The organism is Agromyces sp. NBRC 114283, assembly GCF_030268405.1.
Lineage (GTDB): Bacteria > Actinomycetota > Actinomycetes > Actinomycetales > Microbacteriaceae > Agromyces > Agromyces mediolanus.
The window spans coordinates 1,219,284-1,237,117 of sequence record NZ_BSQP01000001.1; the positions used below are offsets into that span (position 1 = coordinate 1,219,284).

At 62.5% G+C, this 17,834-nt stretch carries 25 protein-coding genes and 2 tRNA genes; 26 read left to right on the forward strand and 1 reads right to left on the reverse strand.

Annotated features, from left to right (window positions below; all coding sequences use genetic code 11):
- Positions 1 to 125 precede the first annotated feature (125 nt).
- The 24 genes from QSJ60_RS05825 (at position 126) to QSJ60_RS05940 (ending at position 13,805) form a co-directional block, all read left to right on the forward strand.
- Positions 126 to 199: transfer RNA gene (locus QSJ60_RS05825), tRNA-Asp, on the forward strand.
- 45 nt (positions 200 to 244) lie between these two features.
- Positions 245 to 847 (forward strand): hypothetical protein, encoded by a 603-nt coding sequence (locus QSJ60_RS05830; RefSeq protein WP_285462972.1) that lies wholly within the window; start codon positions 245 to 247, stop codon positions 845 to 847.
- Between the two features lie 7 nt (positions 848 to 854).
- Positions 855 to 932: transfer RNA gene (locus tag QSJ60_RS05835), tRNA-Leu, on the forward strand.
- Between the two features lie 98 nt (positions 933 to 1,030).
- A complete protein-coding gene (locus QSJ60_RS05840) occupies positions 1,031 to 1,252 on the forward strand; it encodes a hypothetical protein (RefSeq protein WP_285462973.1) in 222 nt (73 codons plus the stop codon).
- The gene (locus QSJ60_RS05845; RefSeq protein WP_285462974.1) at positions 1,236 to 2,024 is read left to right on the forward strand and encodes a ribonuclease H-like domain-containing protein; all 789 of its coding nucleotides are present in this window, start codon (positions 1,236 to 1,238) and stop codon (positions 2,022 to 2,024) included. The genes QSJ60_RS05840 and QSJ60_RS05845 overlap by 17 nt, the downstream gene beginning before the upstream one ends.
- 91 nt (positions 2,025 to 2,115) lie before the next feature.
- Positions 2,116 to 2,514, forward strand: coding sequence for a DUF7455 domain-containing protein (locus QSJ60_RS19135; protein WP_502871379.1), 399 nt, complete (start codon positions 2,116 to 2,118; stop codon positions 2,512 to 2,514).
- A gap of 117 nt (positions 2,515 to 2,631) precedes the next feature.
- Positions 2,632 to 2,826, forward strand: coding sequence for a hypothetical protein (locus tag QSJ60_RS05855; protein WP_285462976.1), 195 nt, complete (start codon positions 2,632 to 2,634; stop codon positions 2,824 to 2,826).
- Positions 2,827 to 3,342: 516 nt separating this feature from the next.
- Entirely contained in the window at positions 3,343 to 3,582 is a 240-nt protein-coding gene (locus tag QSJ60_RS05860; RefSeq protein ID WP_285462977.1) for a hypothetical protein, read from the forward strand.
- Between the two features lie 3 nt (positions 3,583 to 3,585).
- On the forward strand, positions 3,586 to 3,732 hold the full coding sequence (locus QSJ60_RS05865; protein WP_285462978.1) for a hypothetical protein: 147 nt from the start codon (positions 3,586 to 3,588) through the stop codon (positions 3,730 to 3,732).
- A gap of 772 nt (positions 3,733 to 4,504) precedes the next feature.
- On the forward strand, positions 4,505 to 4,777 hold the full coding sequence (locus QSJ60_RS05870) for an HNH endonuclease signature motif containing protein (RefSeq protein WP_285462979.1): 273 nt from the start codon (positions 4,505 to 4,507) through the stop codon (positions 4,775 to 4,777).
- Positions 4,778 to 4,870: 93 nt separating this feature from the next.
- Positions 4,871 to 5,173 carry a hypothetical protein gene (locus QSJ60_RS05875; protein WP_285462980.1) on the forward strand — a complete coding sequence of 101 codons (303 nt, stop codon included), beginning with the start codon at positions 4,871 to 4,873 and terminating at the stop codon, positions 5,171 to 5,173.
- Positions 5,145 to 5,798 (forward strand): hypothetical protein, encoded by a 654-nt coding sequence (locus tag QSJ60_RS05880; protein WP_285462981.1) that lies wholly within the window; start codon positions 5,145 to 5,147, stop codon positions 5,796 to 5,798. Before QSJ60_RS05875 ends, QSJ60_RS05880 begins: the two co-directional genes overlap by 29 nt.
- Positions 5,799 to 5,949: 151 nt before the next feature.
- Positions 5,950 to 6,612, forward strand: coding sequence for a hypothetical protein (locus QSJ60_RS05885; RefSeq protein ID WP_285462982.1), 663 nt, complete (start codon positions 5,950 to 5,952; stop codon positions 6,610 to 6,612).
- Positions 6,609 to 8,018 carry a phage portal protein gene (locus tag QSJ60_RS05890; RefSeq protein ID WP_285462983.1) on the forward strand — a complete coding sequence of 470 codons (1,410 nt, stop codon included), beginning with the start codon at positions 6,609 to 6,611 and terminating at the stop codon, positions 8,016 to 8,018. Before QSJ60_RS05885 ends, QSJ60_RS05890 begins: the two co-directional genes overlap by 4 nt.
- Positions 8,002 to 8,694 (forward strand): VG15 protein, encoded by a 693-nt coding sequence (locus tag QSJ60_RS05895; protein WP_285462984.1) that lies wholly within the window; start codon positions 8,002 to 8,004, stop codon positions 8,692 to 8,694. The genes QSJ60_RS05890 and QSJ60_RS05895 overlap by 17 nt, the downstream gene beginning before the upstream one ends.
- A 75-nt stretch (positions 8,695 to 8,769) precedes the next feature.
- On the forward strand, positions 8,770 to 9,261 hold the full coding sequence (locus QSJ60_RS05900; protein WP_285462985.1) for a hypothetical protein: 492 nt from the start codon (positions 8,770 to 8,772) through the stop codon (positions 9,259 to 9,261).
- 19 nt (positions 9,262 to 9,280) lie between these two features.
- Positions 9,281 to 10,198 carry a phage major capsid protein gene (locus QSJ60_RS05905; protein WP_285462986.1) on the forward strand — a complete coding sequence of 306 codons (918 nt, stop codon included), beginning with the start codon at positions 9,281 to 9,283 and terminating at the stop codon, positions 10,196 to 10,198.
- Positions 10,199 to 10,255: 57 nt separating this feature from the next.
- Positions 10,256 to 10,393 (forward strand): hypothetical protein, encoded by a 138-nt coding sequence (locus QSJ60_RS05910; protein WP_285462987.1) that lies wholly within the window; start codon positions 10,256 to 10,258, stop codon positions 10,391 to 10,393.
- 87 nt (positions 10,394 to 10,480) lie between these two features.
- Positions 10,481 to 10,894, forward strand: a complete 414-nt coding sequence (locus QSJ60_RS05915) for a hypothetical protein (RefSeq protein ID WP_285462988.1) — start codon at positions 10,481 to 10,483, stop codon at positions 10,892 to 10,894.
- Positions 10,894 to 11,304, forward strand: coding sequence for a DUF6093 family protein (locus tag QSJ60_RS05920; RefSeq protein ID WP_285462989.1), 411 nt, complete (start codon positions 10,894 to 10,896; stop codon positions 11,302 to 11,304). The genes QSJ60_RS05915 and QSJ60_RS05920 overlap by 1 nt, the downstream gene beginning before the upstream one ends.
- Positions 11,305 to 11,476: 172 nt before the next feature.
- Positions 11,477 to 11,875, forward strand: coding sequence for a hypothetical protein (locus tag QSJ60_RS05925; protein ID WP_285462990.1), 399 nt, complete (start codon positions 11,477 to 11,479; stop codon positions 11,873 to 11,875).
- A gap of 516 nt (positions 11,876 to 12,391) precedes the next feature.
- Positions 12,392 to 12,898: a phage tail tube protein gene (locus tag QSJ60_RS05930; protein WP_285462991.1), complete on the forward strand. Its 507-nt coding sequence runs from the start codon at positions 12,392 to 12,394 to the stop codon at positions 12,896 to 12,898.
- Positions 12,899 to 12,978: 80 nt separating this feature from the next.
- Complete coding sequence (locus tag QSJ60_RS05935; protein WP_285462992.1) at positions 12,979 to 13,434, forward strand: hypothetical protein; 456 nt, start codon at positions 12,979 to 12,981, stop codon at positions 13,432 to 13,434.
- Positions 13,435 to 13,622: 188 nt separating this feature from the next.
- Positions 13,623 to 13,805 (forward strand): hypothetical protein, encoded by a 183-nt coding sequence (locus QSJ60_RS05940; protein ID WP_285462993.1) that lies wholly within the window; start codon positions 13,623 to 13,625, stop codon positions 13,803 to 13,805.
- Here the strand turns inward: QSJ60_RS05940 and QSJ60_RS05945 are convergent.
- A complete protein-coding gene (locus QSJ60_RS05945; protein ID WP_285462994.1) occupies positions 13,794 to 14,009 on the reverse strand; it encodes a hypothetical protein in 216 nt (71 codons plus the stop codon). The genes QSJ60_RS05940 and QSJ60_RS05945 overlap by 12 nt on opposite strands.
- Before the next feature lie 64 nt (positions 14,010 to 14,073).
- Here QSJ60_RS05945 and QSJ60_RS05950 point away from each other — a divergent pair, with 64 nt between their 5' ends.
- Positions 14,074 to 16,947, forward strand: a complete 2,874-nt coding sequence (locus tag QSJ60_RS05950) for a phage tail tape measure protein (RefSeq protein ID WP_285462995.1) — start codon at positions 14,074 to 14,076, stop codon at positions 16,945 to 16,947.
- Positions 16,947 to 17,795 carry a hypothetical protein gene (locus tag QSJ60_RS05955; RefSeq protein ID WP_285462996.1) on the forward strand — a complete coding sequence of 283 codons (849 nt, stop codon included), beginning with the start codon at positions 16,947 to 16,949 and terminating at the stop codon, positions 17,793 to 17,795. The genes QSJ60_RS05950 and QSJ60_RS05955 overlap by 1 nt, the downstream gene beginning before the upstream one ends.
- The last annotated feature ends 39 nt before the right edge of the window (positions 17,796 to 17,834 follow it).

Sequence of the window (17,834 nt, forward strand, 5' to 3'; positions counted from 1 at the left end):
AACCAACCAGCCGCCACGTCTCGCGCACAACTGGGATGGGACAGCTCCCCCGGGCGCATCAGTTGGTGACTGCGCTGCTACCGGCCCCCACCTAGAGCCCGTGGGCTAAACCGCGACGGGCGTCTGCTTCGGTAGCTCAATTGGTTAGAGCATCCGCCTGTCGAGCGGAAGGTTGCGGGTTCAAGTCCCGTCCGTCGCGCGCAACTCCATAGAGAAACCCCGCGAGGTTGCAGCCTCCGGGGTCATGACCGATTCGTTGGAGGAATCGATAGTGGAAATCGTAGCAGGGCTGCCTCGTGCTGAATACAACCGCAGGTACTTGAACGATCGGTACGCCGCCCAGAAGCAGCTGATGTTCGACTATCTCGGGGGCGTTTGCATTGTTTGTGGCACGAACGATGACCTTGAGATCGATCACCGCGATTGGTGCAAGAAGACCAAGGAAGCTGGCCGCCTTTGGCCGTTGAAGCGATATGGCGAGATGTTCGCAGAGCTCGACAAATGCCAGCTGCTCTGTTCGGAGCATCATCTCCAGAAGTCCAAGTCCGACTGGGTCGAGCAGAACGCGCTCAAGGACTTCACCCACGGAACGGTGTACGGGTGGATGAAGCGCAAGTGTGACTGCGGCGAGTGCCAGCGGGCAAAGCGTGCGTGGAATCGAATCCGGAACGCCAAGAGGCGCGACGCCACCCGAGCCTCTGGTGGAGGGCCACGCGGTGAGTATCGGCGACCCGCCAAGTGTGGGGAAGTTCTTATGTATCGCCGTGGATGCCGGTGCACCGACTGCAAGGGCGCTGCAGCCAAGTACGAACGGTTGAGGCTGGCCGCAAAGGCTGCCACGGCTTGATGGTTTCCCGCGCGTAGTCCAACGGGTAGGAGACATCGCCCTCAAGAGGCGAACAGTGTGCGTTCGAATCGCACCGCGCGGACCAAAACTGAACACGTCCGAGCCAGGTAACTGCTGAGGCGGACACCAAGACCCTCAACTCCAAATGGATCTGATCGCTAACCCCGGAAAGGGAAGCAGACAATGTCGCTCGCAGAGCGTTTGCAGGAAGCACGAGAGAAGACCAAGCCCCGATTCGAACAATGGATCGACACCCTCGACGACGAGGACCGAGAAGCCCTCTTCGAAGCAGCAGCAAGCGGCATGTCCTCAACGGCGATCACGATCGCGATCCGGGCAGCCGGCGGTTCCGTCTCGAAGGAGACGATTGACGTCTGGAGACGGACCATTGGGAAAGCTGGCTAAGGCCCTCGCCCCCGAGGCGAAGAACATCCGCATCCTCACGATCGATATCGAGACCCGCCCCATGCTGGTCTACTCGTGGGGGCTGTGGAACCAGAACCACTCCATCGACCACATCGCAGACCACGGCGGCCTGCTCTGCTTCGCCGCGAAGTGGGTCGGCGAGAAGGGCGTGTTGTTCTTCTCAGAGTGGGAAGACGGGCGCGACCGGATGGTGCAGGCCGCACACGACCTGCTGTCAGAAGCCGACGTCGTCATCTCGTACAACGGTGACCGGTTCGACGTGAAGAAACTCAATAACGAGTTCCTGCTGTCGGGCATGGCACCGCCTCGACCGTTCAAGTCGATCGACCTGATGAAGTCGAACAAGGCACGCTTCGATCTCCCGTCTCGGAAGCTTGACTATCTCGTGCAGCGCACGGGTGTGGGGCGGAAAACGAAGCACACCGGGTTCCAGTTGTGGTTGGACTGCATGGCGCGTGAGCCGAAAGCGCTCGCGTTGATGCGCCGCTACAACGAGCAGGACGTCCGCATCACGGAGAAGGCGTACCTACGTCTGCTGCCGTGGCTGACGAACGCCCCGCACCTGGGGATGTTCATGCGTGACGAGTCGTTCGTGTGCCCGTACTGCGGGACGAAGATCGGGTCGGAGCTCGTGGGGCTTGCGCACACGAACGTGCAGTCCTACGACCTGTTCCAGTGCCGTCGCTGCCAGGGCTGGTCCCGCGGTCTGCACCGCAAGCAGGATCCGACCCGCACGAGGGCGTTGCGGTGAAGCCTCATGGGTGACACGGCCACCGATAAGCGTTGTGGCCTTTCTGGTTGGGTGTTCCTTCCCTGGTTGGGGGTAGTCGCATGGATTCTCAGTGCCCGGGCATGGCGGCCTAGTCCTCGACCACACCGAACGCTGCGATAAGCGTTCCTGTGGTGCGAAGGCTTGGCGTCGCGCCTACCTCGACGCGTCCCGGTACGTGCAGTTCTGCGCGCATCACGCGAACGAACAACCCGAAACCGTTGTGGTTGGACGCGTGCGCCCACCACTTCCGGGAAGCTCCCGCATCACTGCTGATGCAGTCGATGTACCACCTGGACGAAACCGAATACGTGTTGGAGGCGGACTGATGGAACGCGCAGGCGATCCGGAAACGATGCTGCTTGAGCTTGAGGCGATGCGTTGGCGGATCGATGACGCCGAACGCGCCTTTGCCGGTGAGGGCGACTGGTTGCTCGAGTCGGCTGACGAATCGGTTGTTGGAGATGACTAGGTACCGTGTGCAGCTCGTCGTCGAAGCCACATCACCCGCGGACGCGTTGATGGTGTTCCTCTACCCGGACGGTGAACCATCACCTGCGACTATCCACGAAGCATCGGTGGTGACGGAATGACGACCGTTCACGTCTACCCCCGTGGGGATCTCATCGAGCACAACACCGACAGCGACGACTGCACCTGCGGCCCTGACATTGAACCGGTGTTCCGTGACGACGGCTCCAACGGGTGGTTGATCGTGCATCACTCGCTCGATGGCCGCGAGATCGGCAAACCCACCACGACGGCACCCATGCCCGACGACTAGCACCAGTGGAGTTGCCGTGATCACAGGGCAGGTTGGGATCGTTCCGGCAACGAACAACTTCGGTTCATGGATCGTGGTGTGGGTCACCCGCAGCAGCTACACGCATGTTGTGGTCGCCGTGAACGAGCACGTGTGCCTGTCCCTCGAACCCGGCCGTGAAGGTGGAAGACTCCGACCCGTCACCGACTACCCGAACGTGGTCTGGTCCCGATTCCGCTACACCCCACGCCAACGCCGCGCCATGGTCGTGTACGCACGCAACCGGGCCGGCGAACCTTATGGATGGTTCGACTACCTCATAACCGGGGTCATGCTCGTTCTACGTCGCCCCCTCCCACGGTGGGCGAGGAAGCACATCAGCCGCAACGGACGCACCGTCTGCTCACAGATGGCGTACCAGGCACTCAAGGCTTCTGGTGTCCGCCTCCCGGATGGGGGGTTCGAACCATCAGCCGCGGTCGCGACACCGGGCGACTTCGGCCGCTACTACGTACAACAAGGATGGGCAACAGAACCATGACCGAGCAGATCGAAGTCGGCGAGCTCCGCGCACGCGACCTTGGCCGGCGCGTTCTCATCACAGACGGCGACACGGTCGTCGAGGGAACACTCGAGGGATTCTGGGTGGATCACAACTTCAAGCGTGAACCGAAGTTCACCCACCTCGAAGTGACGACGGAGTCCGGAGAATTCAAGCTCAAGAACCCGCCGCTGGACTACGTGATCCAGATCGCGCCGGAGCAGGCGGGCGAATGAACCATGGACAGGGATCAGCTCAACGATGAGCTCCACAACGCTGTAGAAGAACTCGTGACCGCCGTCGAGTGGACCGCATACCCACACGACACCACCCCGGACACGTTGACCGTTGAAGCAGCAGCCGATCACCTCGCGGAGAAACTGTGAACCGATTCCTCGACTGGTGCATGGACCTGGACGGAGGGACGTGGCGATTCGCCCTCGGGCTCGTCACTATTTGCGGGGCCACGTGCCTGGCCCTCTGGCTCCTGCTCGACGTTCCCCTTCGAATCATTGAGGCGGTAGCGGCGTCATGAAGTACGTGGAGATCGACGAGTTCCCGCACGGGCTGTCGTGCCCCAGCTGCGGGCGAGTCCTCCAAGCGGCAGAGCCATACAAGTCCACACCCATCAACGAGTGGTGCGACATCATCACCTGCATGTACTGCTGAAAGGGCAACGATGCCGACGACATGGAAGCGCGTGGTCCCCGCCTTTCCCGTGAACAGGACCGTCAGGACCGAGATCCCTGACCCCGACGAGAGCGGCCTCGTCGCGATCCACGTTGACGCGCTCTCCGAACTCATGGGCTTGGCTGGCTGGGAGCAGGACGATGTACAGGTGTGAGCTTTGCCAGGCCGAGTACGCGTCTGTTTCCGCCATGCTCACCTGCAACGAACAATGCGAACGCGAAACCCGAAACACGAGACAGTGGTTCCGCGAATACAACCCACACCGCAAGGAGTAGGGCATGTTCCAACACCATGGCAGCGACGCCCCCGAAGGAACCCTGGCCCACGCCGGCTACCGGCTCTACCTAGCCGACCTCCGGTTCAAGGCGATCCTCTTCCAAGTCACAGGCGCACGCCGACTGATCCGCTGGTTCACAGCGCGCACACGATCCGCCACCTAGACCACCACCACAAAACGAGGGGGCCAGCATGAGCGCCCCCCGCAACACAACCCAGCGTGACAAAGACAGAGCACGCATCCGCAAGACCAAAGCCAACTGCGGCATCTGCGGCAACCCAATCGACTACACCCTGCAATGGCCGCACCCCATGTGCTTCGTCGTCGACCACATCACACCCCTCAAGCGCGGCGGAGCTGACCACATCAGCAACAAACAAGCAGCACACAACCAGTGCAACAGCAAGAAACGCGCAAGAGACTTCGCACCAATCGTGCGCCGCTCCGGATCACTCACAAGGTAGGGGAGGGCCACCCCCACCACCCTGCACGTCGTACCTCCGGGGCTAGGCCATATCTCTCCCCGAGCTTTTTCCACCGAGAGGGTTGGTGATCGCATGGCGCGTTCGAACCCTCTGCGGGCGGTGAAACCGGGCGAGAAGGCCCCTGCACCGGCTCATGTGAAGACGGTGACGGAGGCTGCGAAGTCTGGGACGACGCGTGAGTTGTTGGTGGCGACGCGGGATCGGATTGCGGTTGCTGTTGAGAACCCGAATACGCCTGCTCGTGATTTGGCGGCGTTGACGAAGCGGCTGATGGAGACGCAGCGAGAGATCGAGGCGATTGACGCTCGCGATCGTGAGGAGGCCGGCGCCAATGTCGAAGTCTCCGATGGTGAGTTCGACGCCTCGGCTGTCTGAGTTCGCGAAGGCGTTCAAGTTCCCGTCTGGGATTGTGAAGACGGTGTGGCCTCGGGTTGAGGCGAAGGGTGCTGAGCTCGGTCTTGGGTTCGACTGGTGGCAGTCGCAGTTGGGCACGGTGTGTCTGGGGTACGGCGAGAGCGGTAAGTACGTTGCCACGGTCGGTGGAATCGGTCTCTCGATTCCTCGTCAGGTGGGCAAGACCTACTTTGTGTTGGCGATGATCTTGATTCTGTGTGTGTTGTTCCCGGGCATGCAGGTTGTGTGGACGGCGCATCATCTCCGCACGTCTACGAAGACGTTTACGACGCTGCGGGGTCTGTGTCGGCGGAAGAAGATTGCGCCGCTGATTCGCGCGATGCGTTCGGCGAATGGTGAGCAGCAGGTCGAGTTCCACAACGGGTCGATGATCATGTTCGGCGCCCGCTCGCAGGGCTTCGGCCGTGGTTTCGACGAGATCGACATCGAGGTCTTCGACGAGGCTCAGATCCTCGATACGAAGGCGCTCGAGGACATGATTGCGGCGACGAACCAGGCGCGGAATCCGCACGGTGCGCTGCTCTTCTTCATGGGGACGCCGCCGCGCCCGTCTGACCCGTCCGAGGCTCGAGGCACGTCGGGCTGATGCTCTTGCGGGCACTGCGAAGAAGGCGGTCTGGCTCGAGATCGGTGCGGACCCGAAGTCTGACCCGAACGATGAGTCGCAGTGGGCGCTGATGAATCCGTCGTATCCGACGCGCACCCCGCACGAGTCGATGGAACGCCTTCGAGAGAACTTGAAGGATGACGACTCTTGGAACCGTGAGGGTCGCGGCATCTGGGATGCGGTCGGATCGAACCGGGTCATCGACGAGAAGTCGTGGTCTGAGGTCGCTGATCCGGCTTCTATGGCGATCGAACGACTGACGCTCGCTATCGATGTGCCTCCCGATCGTTCTGTGGCGTCTGTGGCGCTGGCAGGGCAGCGGGCGGATGGTCGTTGGCACGTCGAGCTCGATGATCAGCGCAAGGGCGTCGACTGGGTCATTCCATGGATCAAGTCGCGCGCTGAGAAGAACCGGCTTCATTCGGTGGTGGTTGATGAGGTCGCTGGTCTCACTGAGGAGCGTCGTGGTCGCAACTATCTGATCGGCACTGATGTTGAGGTGACTCTTGCTGGTGCTGAGGGGCGCCACATGGCGATTGCGTGCGCGAAGTTCTTTGACAGCGTGATCGATGGTTCGTTGCGTCACACGGATCAGCCACAGGTGAACGTGGCCCTGTCTGTGGCGACGAAGCGGCCGATTCCTTCTGGTGGTTGGGCGTGGAATCGGAAGGATGCCGCGTCGGACATCACCCCGATTGTTTCTATGACTCTTGCCCTGTGGGGCGCTCAGAACGAAAACGTGAAGCGCCCTGTGCGGCGTTCTGGATCTGGTAGGACGGCGGTGGTCATGTGACGGAGAAGCTGTTCGTTCCGGGTTTGAATGATGACGAGACGGTGACTCTGAATCTGCTTGTTGAGCAGTTGGCGGAGAAGTCGAAGCGGAATCGGTTGCGGTCGTCGTTCTATGACGGGAAGAAGGCGGTCAAGCAGGTTGCGGGTGGTTCGATTCCCCCGCAGTACACGAAGCTCGCTACGGCGCTCGGGTGGGCTGCGAAGGGTGTGGATGGCCTTGCTCGTCGATGCAACATTGACGGGTTCGTGTGGGCTGACGGTGATCTTGAGTCGTTGGGCATGCAGGAACTTGAGGATTCAAACTTCCTGCTGTCTGAGCTGTCGCAGGGCCGCACGGATTCCCTGATTCATGGCACGTCGTTCCTGATCACCACGCGCGGGTTGGGTGACGAGCCGAAGGCGTTGGTGCATGCGAAGGACGCGCGGAACGCTACCGGTGAGTGGAACGTGCGGAAGCGTCGGTTGGACAACCTGCTTTCGATTACGTCTCGCGATGATGACAAGATCACCGGTTTCGTTCTGTATCTCGATGGCGTGACGATTACCGCGGATCGGCCGAGCGGTGTCTGGGAGGTGTCGCGGTCAGAGCACCCGTGGCATGTGCCGGCTGAGCCGTTGATCTATAAGCCTCGGTCGTCGAGGCGGTTCGGGCGATCGCGAATCACGCGTGCGGTGATGTCCCATCAGATGTCGGCATTGCGGGCGCTGGTGCGCCTTGAAGCGCACATGGACATCTATGCGATCGCGAAGCTCGTCCTGTTGGGTGCCAACGAGTCGGTTTTCAAGAACGCTGATGGGTCGTACAAGGACTCTTGGCAGGTTGTCATGGGGCGCGTGTTTGGCCTGCCCGATGATGAGGACGCGCACGAGTCGTTGGCGCGCGCCGACGTGAAGCAGTTGTCGGCGCAGTCGCCTGAGCCGCACCTGGCGGATCTGAATGCGCTGGCGAAGCTGATGGCCCGGGAGACGGACCTTCCCGATTCGGACTTCGCGTTGACAGACATGTCCAATCCGACTTCGGCGGACGCCTACAACGCGTCTCGGGAGAATCTGATTGCTGAGGCGGAGGGGGCGTCGGAGGACTGGTCGGTGCCGATTCGTCGGACGGTGACCCGGGCTCTAGCGATCCAGAACGACCTCGAGGAGGTGCCTGCGTCTTGGCGTGGGATTCAGCCGGCGTGGCGTTCGCCGATCTACTTGTCGAAATCACAGCAGGCAGACGCGGGCGCGAAGCAGCTCTCGTTGGTTCCCTGGCTGGCCGAGACTCCGGTGGGGTTGAAGATGCTGGGGTTGTCGCAGCAGGACATTGATCTTGCGATGGCAGAAAAGCGGAAGCAGGCGGGCCGCGCGTTGGTCGCGTCGATTGTCAAGCCTGCGGAGGTTCCTGCTGATGGTGACAGCGAATGAGTCTCGGGCAGCGTTTGAGGCGGTGACGGACGCGGCGGTGGAAACTGCCGCGGTGTTCCTTGCCTCTACCTCCGGCTCCGCTGCTGCACGTCGGGCTGCGCTGCTCGACGGCGTGCCGGAGCTCATCTCGTACTTCTCTGACGGTACGGCCGCGTTGGCGGTCGACTTCTACGAGGAGGAACGAGAGCGGGCTGGGGTTGAAGCCCCGTTCGCGGCCCTGCTCGCCAACGAGGACCGCACGGTGAAGGTGCGACGAGGGATTGCATGGGCGGCTGACCCGTTGTTCTCGGACGACAATGCCGCGGCTGGCGCGCGTCTTGCCGAGGTTGTGCAGCTGGAGACCGCGAGAGCTTACCGGGAGACGATTCTCGCGAATCGCAGACATGACCCCGCCTCAGTCGGCTGGACGCGTATCCCCAACCCCGGGGCGTGCCGATTCTGCCGGTTCCTCGCGGCGAAGGGCGCCATCTACAAGCGAGACACGGCCAGGTTTGCGGCACATCCAACGTGTAAGTGCTCCGCGGCTCCGGTGTTCAAGGGCGGCGAGCAGGGCCCTGAGGCGTCCGTGGAGCAGTACATGGCGTCCCGCCGTCGACGCACACCGCAACAGCAAGCGGCGCTGCGCAATTGGCTCGACTACTTCGAGGAGACCGGCAGCTTGAGGCTGCCGGCGTGATCTTCCACCCCAGGGTGGTCCGTACGCGACGGTTTCGCGGTCTGAACGTTCGACGGAACAGAAACGGGGAGAACCATGAGCGAAGCCACTTCTACGGGTGCCGAGACGGCGACCGAGTCCGGTGGTGAAGGACAGGAACAGACGTTCACGCAGGCTGATGTTGACCGCATTGTGAAGGAGCGTGTGACCCGAGAGCGGGCGAAGTTCTCGGACTACGACGCGCTCAAGTCACAGGCAGAGGGTGCGAAGACCCTTGAGCAGCAGGTGGCGGATCTGCGCGGCGAGCTCGATTCCACGAAGGCGGAGTCGCTGCGCGCCCGGGTCGCCGCTGAGCACGGCATCAGCACGAAGAAGGGGCCGAATGGCGAACCTTCCGACGCTGACTTGTTCCTCACTGGTTCGACTGAGGAAACCCTTCTCGCGCAGGCTTCACGTCTCGCAGCGCGTGAAGCAGACCGCAAGAAGCAAGGCAACGTTGCACCCAAGGAGGGTGCGACTTCTACGACTGCTGGCCCCGAGCAGGAAGCCCGCGACTTTGTCGGGGATCTGTTCGGCGGCGGCGACTGAAACGTCCTAGGAGGACACCATGGCAGTACTCGCTACGTCGGGTCTGACCCTCCCGAAGAACATCGCTGAGGGTCTTTGGAAGAAGGCACAGACGGGGTCCGCGATTGCGTCCCTCTCTGGCGCCGAGCCGCAGAAGTTCGGTGAGGTCACCCACATGACTCTCACTGGCCGCCCTCGTGCGGAGCTCGTCGGTGAAGGTGCAGACAAGAACGACACCAACGCAACCTTTGGCACGAAGGTTGTCACGCCGCACAAGTTCCAGGTGACGATGCGGTTCAACGAGGAGGTCCAGTGGGCCGATGAGGACTACCAGCTTGGCGTTCTCACCACCCTTGCGGACGAGGGGGGCCAGGCGCTCGCTCGCGCCCTCGACCTTGGCGGTTTCCACGGCATCAACCCCCGTGCAGGCACGGTCAGCTCTAGCATTGTTGCGGGCGACCGGATCGCGTCGACCACGAACTCCGTGGAGATCACGACTGCGACTCTCACCACCCCGGACATCGTGATCGAGCAGGCCGCGGGCCTGGTCATCTCTGACGGGTACGTGCCGAACGGTATCGCCTTCGACCCGACCTACTCGTGGACGGTCGCGACTGCCCGATACGAGGACGGCCGGAAGAAGTACCCGGAGCTCGGTTTCGGCGCCAACATCACTTCCTTCGAGGGACTGAAGGCGTACTCGTCGAGCACCGTCTCGGGCCTCCCGGAGGCGTCGGCGAACACCAACGTGAAGGCCATCATCGGCCAGTGGGACGCGTTCCGCTGGGGCGTCCAGCGTCGCCTCCCGGTCGAGCTGATCAAGTTCGGTGACCCGGACGGTCTGGGCGACCTCAAGCGTAAGAACCAGATCGCTCTCCGCCTCGAGGTTGTGTACGGCTGGGGCGTAATGGATCTCGACGCGTTCGCGACCGTCAAGGACGCTGTCGCCAACGTCTAACCCGTGACGCGGGAGGGGCGGTTAGGCCCCTCCCGCCGATCTGACTAGGAGTGCCAAGTGGGCAAGTTCATCAACACGACCACCCAAGTAGTGGTGTCTGTGGCTGACGAAAAGGACGACCGCTTCACCGATGGGTGGGAGCGATACGATCCGGCCGCAAAGCGTGGCCCGGGTCGTCCGAAGAAGTCTGAGTAAGCGGAGGGGGCGGTCATGTCGACTACGACGGTGACTCCAGCGAAGATCGCGATCGCGGTTGGTGTGGCCGCCCCCGAGGCGGGGTCTGTGACTGAGCAGCAGTGGCAGATGTGGATTGATGATGCGGTCATGCTCATCGATACGCGCGCTGCGACGTTGAACGTCACGGCCCCGCTGGATCAGGCGAAGCTGGATTATGTCGTCCGTGAGGCGGTTGTTGCGCATGTGAAGCGTCCGGAGGATGCGACGCAGGTGACGGTGTCGGTGGATGATGCTGCAACGTCGAAGACGTACAAGTCGGGTAAGGGGCGGGTGACGATCCTTGACGAGTGGTGGCTGCTGCTCGGGTTGACGGACCCTGCTGGGGCGTTCGCGTTCGACATGGTCCCGTCGGGGTCTCCGCACCTGCCGTGGTGTTCATTGGCGTTTGGTGCGGTGTATTGCTCGTGTGGGGTGGACATCGCCGGGGTGCCGATCTTCGAGGGCGCGGAGGACTGCTGATGCTGGGAGACGATGTCCGCGCAGCCCTGCCGGGGCTACAGGCTCACGCTGAGTCGTTGATGATGGACACCGTTCGGGTGCGGCGGCGCGGCGAGCCGGACCCGCCTGATCCTGACCCGGTAACGGGGGAATACTCCTTCTCTTACACGCTGATCTACGAGGGCAAGTGCCGCCTCATTCTTAGGTCCGGAGTGGTCAGGGTGGTTGACGCCGCATCGCAGTTGGTCACGGTGCAGGAGCCCCGTCTGGACGTACCGGTCGCCGGCACCTCTGCCATCGAGCCAGGCGACGAGTTCGAGATGTTGTCTTCGGTTGATCCGGGCCTGGTTGGTGTGTCTGGTGTGGTGGCTGGTCGGTTTGATCAGTCGTTGGCGTCGGCTCGTCGGTTGCCGGTGAAGGTGGGGAACTGATGCCCGACAAGCGGGTCATCGTCACCCTCACGGTGAAACGGGCGGGGATGTGCCCTGTCTGCTTCCTGCCATCCGTGGATCGCTACGCCACGAAACGGCTTGTAGAAACCGGCGTGATCGTGCATGAGCGTCTCCGGTGCTGCGGGTGCGGTGAGGTGCGGGAGGCGCTCTGATGGCTGATGGGATCTCGTTTGATTTCTCTGAGTTCGACAAGCTGCTCGCGGATTTGGATGCTGCACCGGGGAAGACTGCGGAGAACGTGATTCGTCATCTGGATCAGATGGGGAAGAAGGTTCAGGACGACTGGCGTGAACCGTTGAAGGGGTCGTCTACGGTGCCGGCTGGTGCTGGTGCGGTGACGTATGACATTCGTGGTTCGGCGTCGGTGTTGTTGGGGAAGTCGGCGGTTGAGGCTGAGGTGGGTCCGGTTCTTCGGGGTCAGGGTCCGATCGTTGGCATGCTCGAGGACGGCACCCCGAATACGGGTCCGCGTGGGTTCGGTTTGCAGGCGTTGAAGAAGAACGAGGACGCTTTCGTGGACGGGATTCAGAAGGCGGGTGATGTGCTGTGAGTGGTGCTGCTCATCATTCGGCGGTGTTTGCCCGGTTGGATGCTGACCCGAATCTGACGGTGTTCGACTTGGGGCAAGTGCCGACTTCGAATCCGCCGATGAAGTATGCGGTGGTGGTGTCGTCTCCGGGGGATTGGTCGCAGTCTCGGTTTACGGGGAAGAAGACGCGGCTGACGACTACGCATTGGGTGTATTGCGTTGGGACGTTGCCTCGTGAGGCGTTGTGGGTTGGCGACCGGACGACCGCCCAACTGTTGGACGTGCAGTTGTCGATCGCTGGGCGGAACGTGTTCAAACCGTCTGAGTGGTCGGCTGGTCCGGTGCGGAATGACCTGGATGGGTTGTTTCCGTTGCCGTTCGCGGTGATCTCGTTCGATCTGGTTTCTGAGCCCGCGTAACCGTTCCCTGTTTCTTGAAGCCTCGGCATGTGTGCCGGGGCTTTTGTTGTGCCCGCAATCCCGCGGGACACCCGGTCCTGCGGGTTCTCCGACAGGACTCATATCCGAAGGAGAAGACATGGCTATTGAAGCTGTTCCCGCATCTACCCAGTCCGATGGCCGGTGGCGGATTACGAATGTCCCGTCCGGCAGCAACGCGAAGTCGGTCGCGATCCTCAACGGCGTCACGGCGAAGCCGATCACGTACGGCATTGCGAATGGTGGTTGGAACCACACGAAGACGCAGGCGACGGTCGAGGACAAGCGTCTGACGCTGATTCAGGATCTCGCCCGCCCTGGTCGCGTGACGGAAACGCTCGAGGTGACTGTGGTCGCTTCGGCGGACCCGGATTCGGCGGACCAGATTCTGCAGGGTCTCGCCACTTCGGGTGCTGAGTCGCAGTTCGTTGCCCGCAAGGCGGTCGACAACGCGGCCACGCATGCGGTCGGCCAGAAGGCGGACCTTCTGACGGGTGTTGTTGGCATCCGTCGGCCGCAGGCGCCGACTGAGAACGGTGTGGACACCGCGATCTACTCGGTGTTCCTGACGAAGCCGACTGAGGACCAGGTGGCTCTCGTCGCGTAGCTGACTGCCGGGGTGGGGTGTCCCCACGACCTCACCCCGGCTCATTCATTCGTGGGGTTCTTCAACTGTGGGAGTGATTCGTGGGTATCAAGGAAGACCTCGCTGCGGCGAAGGCGCATGTTTCTGACCGGGTGAAGACGCCGGCGATCCCGTGTGTGGTGAATGGTGTGGTTCACGAGCTCGTGTTCTACCGGGCTGAGCCGGAGCAGTGGTCGTTGGCGACGAGCATCAACCCGCCGCGACAGTATGAGGGTCCGGACGGGGAGCACCATTTCGTGGCGCTTGACCGGCGCAACGGGTACAACGTTGCGGGCGTCGCTCGTGCCATCTCCGCAGCCTGTGGGCGTGTGCTTCAAGACGGCGAAGAGGTCGAGCTGTCTGCGGAGGAGTGGGCGGACCTTTGGCGGCTGCTGCCGCCCTCGACTGCTCGCACGGTTGAGGCGAACGTGTGGTCGCTGCATGAGCATGACACTGAGCAGGAGATCGCCCGCGCAAAAAAAGCCTCACAGCGGCGGTCGCGGAAGAAGTCCAGCTAGCTCGCGAGCTTGGTGTTTCGTATCGCCGTTGGCGTGGTTGGGAGCCGGCCGAGGTCACCACGTATGAGTACGACGATGCGGGCCGGTTGATGCGGGCGGTGACGGTTCGGGAGTCCGAGTTCGACGACCATGAGCGGGCTCTACTGATCGCATCGAAGCGTCGCGTCGTCGGCTCGCACGGCATCCCAATGGATGAAGCAACCGACCCCGCGAATCAGTTCGCATTCGAGGGTGACGAGCGGCCGATCGTGGACTACGCCGAGAAGGCTCGCGCGGACAAGCGCGATGCCTTCTACAAGCAGTGGGACACGAAGAACAACCCGGTGAACCGCAACGGCCACCTCTGGGGCGTCAAGCGGTCATCGCCCTAGCGCCATCAGCGCTTTGATACCGGCCACCACAAGGGCAACAACCACAGCTAGCCACACGATCAAGGTCGCAGTGGAGAAGCCGCTCATAAGGGTGAAGACGATCGCCGCGAGGAAGAGCACCGCGGCAACGATCAGCGCGTTCGCCCACCCGGGACGGACTGGCTTGGCTGCCCGGTACGCCTCCCATTGTGGATCGTTCGTCATGCCCTGACCGTACCGCATTCACCACCCGTCGCAACCGGGTCACCCCTGAATTGGAGGCGACGGTATGTCTGATCGCGTTACGAAGGTCCGGCTCTCTGCGACGGTCGCTGAGTACGTCTCCGGGATGGAGAAGGCGGCCAAAGCGACCCGCGATGTGACTTCCGAGACCCAGAAGCTTGAAGCTCAGAAGGAAGTCCTCGACGCAGTCGGCAAGGGTGCACTTGCAGTCGGTGCGATGGCGGCAGCCGGGGTGGCGCTGGCGGTTGCCAAGTTCGCCGAGTTTGACGCTCAGATGTCGGCCGTCCAGGCCGCCACGCACGAATCAGCGTCGAACATGGCCGCTTTGCGCGATGCGGCGCTGGAGGCTGGGGCCGACACTGTCTTCTCCGCTACTGAGGCGGCGCAGGCCGTTGAGGAGCTTGGTAAGGCCGGCGTCGAGACGAAGGATGTTCTCGGCGGTGGGTTGAAGGGGGCGCTCGACCTCGCGGCGGCGGGCCAGATCAACGTTGCTGATGCTGCGGAGACTGCGGCGTCTGCGATGACCCAGTTCGGTCTCGCTGGCAAGGATGTCCCGCACATCGCTGACCTTCTCGCGGCTGGTGCGGGCAAGGCGCAGGGTTCGGTCGGGGATCTCTCTGCAGCCCTGAACCAGTCGGGTCTCGTCGCGTCTCAGATGGGCCTTTCCATCGAGGAGACGGTGGGGACGCTGGCAGCGTTCGCCTCGGCGGGTCTTGTCGGCTCTGACGCCGGTACGTCGCTCCGCGCGATGCTGCTGCGCCTCGCGAATCCGACCGATGAGGCGAAGGCGGCGCTCGATGAGCTCGGGATCTCGCTCTACAACGCCAGCGGTGAATTCGTCGGTACCCAGAGCCTTGCAGGTCAGCTCGAGCAGAAGCTCTCGGGCCTGACGGAGGCGCAGAAGAATCAGACGCTGGCTCTCGTGTTCGGGCAGGACGCGATTCGTGGCGCGAACATTCTCATGCGTGAGTCGTCGCGAGGCATCGAGGAGTGGACCGACAAGGTCAACGATTCCGGCTACGCCGCGGAGACCGCTGAGCTGCGGATGAACAACCTCTCGGGCGACATCGAGAAGCTCGGCGGCGCCTTCGACACCGCGCTGATCAAGAGCGGGTCTGCGGCGAACGACTCACTCCGTTCTCTGGTGCAGACCGCCACGGCGGCGGTCGATGCGTTCGGCGAAGCCCCCGATGGGGTGCAGCAGGCGACGTTGTTGATTGGCGGCCTTACTGCCGCTGTCGGCCTCGCGGGTGGTACTTTCCTGCTGGCGGTTCCAAAGGTTGCGGCCTTCAAGGCGTCGTTGGCCGCGATGGGGGCTGCCGGTCAGCGTGCGAGCGCGACCATGGGGACTCTGTCGAAGACGGCTGGTGTTCTTGTTGCACTTGAACTGGCCACTGCCGTACGTGGCTGGTCGAACTCAATGACCGGTGCGACCAAGAGCGCTCGTGCACTCGAGGAGCAGTTGGAGAAGACGAAGGCGATCTCCTCGGAGGTGAAGTCGGCACTGGACTCTGGGGAGTTCCGGCTTGAGGGCCTTTCGGCGGCGAAGGGCAATCTGCAAGCACTGACGGGCGACATGTCCGACTTCAACAACGTGCTGGCTGATTTCTACAACGGCCCGGGTGGGACCGTGTTCGAGTTCGCAACATTGTGGAGCGCCGACACCTCACTCGGGCGCGCGAAGTCCAACATCACGGAGCTGGATCAGGCGCTTGCCGGGTTGGTCTCGTCTGGCAACGCGGAGAAGGCTGCGGCTGCCTGGGAAGAGCTCGTCTCGATGACGGACGGGTCCGAGTCGTCTCTGCGGAAGCTCAAGGACATGTTTCCGCAGTACATGGATGCTCAGGATGGCGCATCCGAGTCGACGGAGGCGGCTACTAAGGCGACGGTCGACTACGCGGATGCGGTGGAACAGGCATCGGCGGCGAGCCAGGCATGGCGCGACGAGGTTGCTGCGGCTGATGGTTCGTTCATCTCTCTGACGGGCGCGTATGACTCGGTGATTCAGAAGAATCAGGAGTACGCGCAGGCAACAGCGGACGCGACGGACGACGCGGGCGACTCGTGGAGTGACTACTACGACGGTGTCTCGGTCGTGTTCTCTGACTACCTGGCGGAGCTTGAGGCTCAGGTGCAGGCGCAGGAGGACTGGGAATCCAACATGATCCTCCTCGCCGGCAAGGTGTCGCAGGGCACATTGGATGAGCTGGCGAAGATGGGGCCGGAGGCGGCACCGCTCGTGGCTCAGATGGTCAACGCGTCGGATGACGAGCTGGCGAAGATGGACGAGTTGTTCGCGCAGCGGTCGCAGGAGGCGACTGGGGCGTTTGCGACGAAGCTCGACGAGTCGCAGACGGTGATCAAGGCGGCGTCGGGTCAGCTTGGCGCTGAGGCGGCGGCGGAGATTGCGCAGAAGCTCGCTTCGGGAACGTCGACGGTTGAGCAGATCGTCAAGGAGTACGGGTTGAAGATCGAGGGCATGCGCCCTCAGGTCAAGATCGGTACCGAGGAGGCGCAGGCCAACCTTGACGCGTTCTTCGAATCGAACAACGGGCGCACCGTGTTCCTGAACTCGCGTGTGGCTACCGGCCCGGGCGGTACGGGCGGGCAGGTGTTCGGCTCCGCGGTGGGCAACATGTTCGCCTACGACAATGGCGGGTTTGCTACCGGGTTCTATTCGGGCGGGACGCCGTTGTACAAGTTTGCTGAGCCTGAGACGCGGTGGGAGGCGTTCATCTCCGGGAAGCAGGGGATGGAGGAACGCAACCGGGGCATTGCTCTGGAGGCGTACCGCCGTCTCGGTGGGGAGATGGGTTCGGTGACGAACAACTACCGCTTCGACGTTCGCACGATTGATCAGGATCCGTTGACTCAGGCGCGTGTGCTGGGTCGTGAGTTCTCGAGGGCGGTGGCTGGCTGATGGCAGTGGTCAACTTCGAGGGCATCACGTTTGATGGTGCGTCGTATGACGCTGGGTTCGGGTTGGCGGATTTGCCGGGTTGGTATGACGGCGCCCCTGTGCGGGATGAGGGGCGCCGTCGTCCGACTTCGAACGGCAACTTTGGTGTTGACCGGTTTTACCGGGACGCCCGGGTGATCTCGGTTCAGGGTTCGTGGACTGGGTCTTCTGTTGAGGATGCGTATGAGGCGCGTGCCCGTATCGAGGGGATTCAGGCGGATGGTCGGCCGTCACGGTTTGAGGTGGTTGATCATTTCGGGACTCGGTGGGTGACGGCACGGTTGGCGTCGGCGCCGCAGTGTTCGGCGGAGTTGTTTTCGCCGCGGTTCACGTACGCGTTTGATGTGATCGCGGATGATCCTCGGAAGTACGGCGAAGAGGTCGTCTCGATGACCGGGCTTCCAACTGCTGGGACTGGGTATGTGTGGCCGGCTGTGTGGCCTGCTGACTGGGGTTCTGGTGGCGATCCGGGGCGTGTGGATGTTGTGAATCCGGGTTTGGCGGCGACTCATCCGGTGCTTGAAGTGACTGGTGGGTTGTCGGGCGGGGTCGAGCTGGTTGAGGTGGTGACTGGTTCGTTTCTGCGGTTGGAGCGTGTGATCCCGTTGGGGTCGACGGTGTTCTTCAACACGCGTACGGCTCGGGTGTATTTGGATGCTCCCGCGAATGACATCAGTTCGTTCCTGACGCGTCGCGATTGGGGCGGGTTCGCGGTCCCTGCCGGCGGGACTCGCACGGTCCAGTTCAACGCGCTCGGGTCAGTGACGGGCGCCCCGAAGTTGACGGCACGGTACGCCCCGGCCTTCTAGCGGTTGACACCGCTTTCACCTTTCTGCACCCCACAGGGT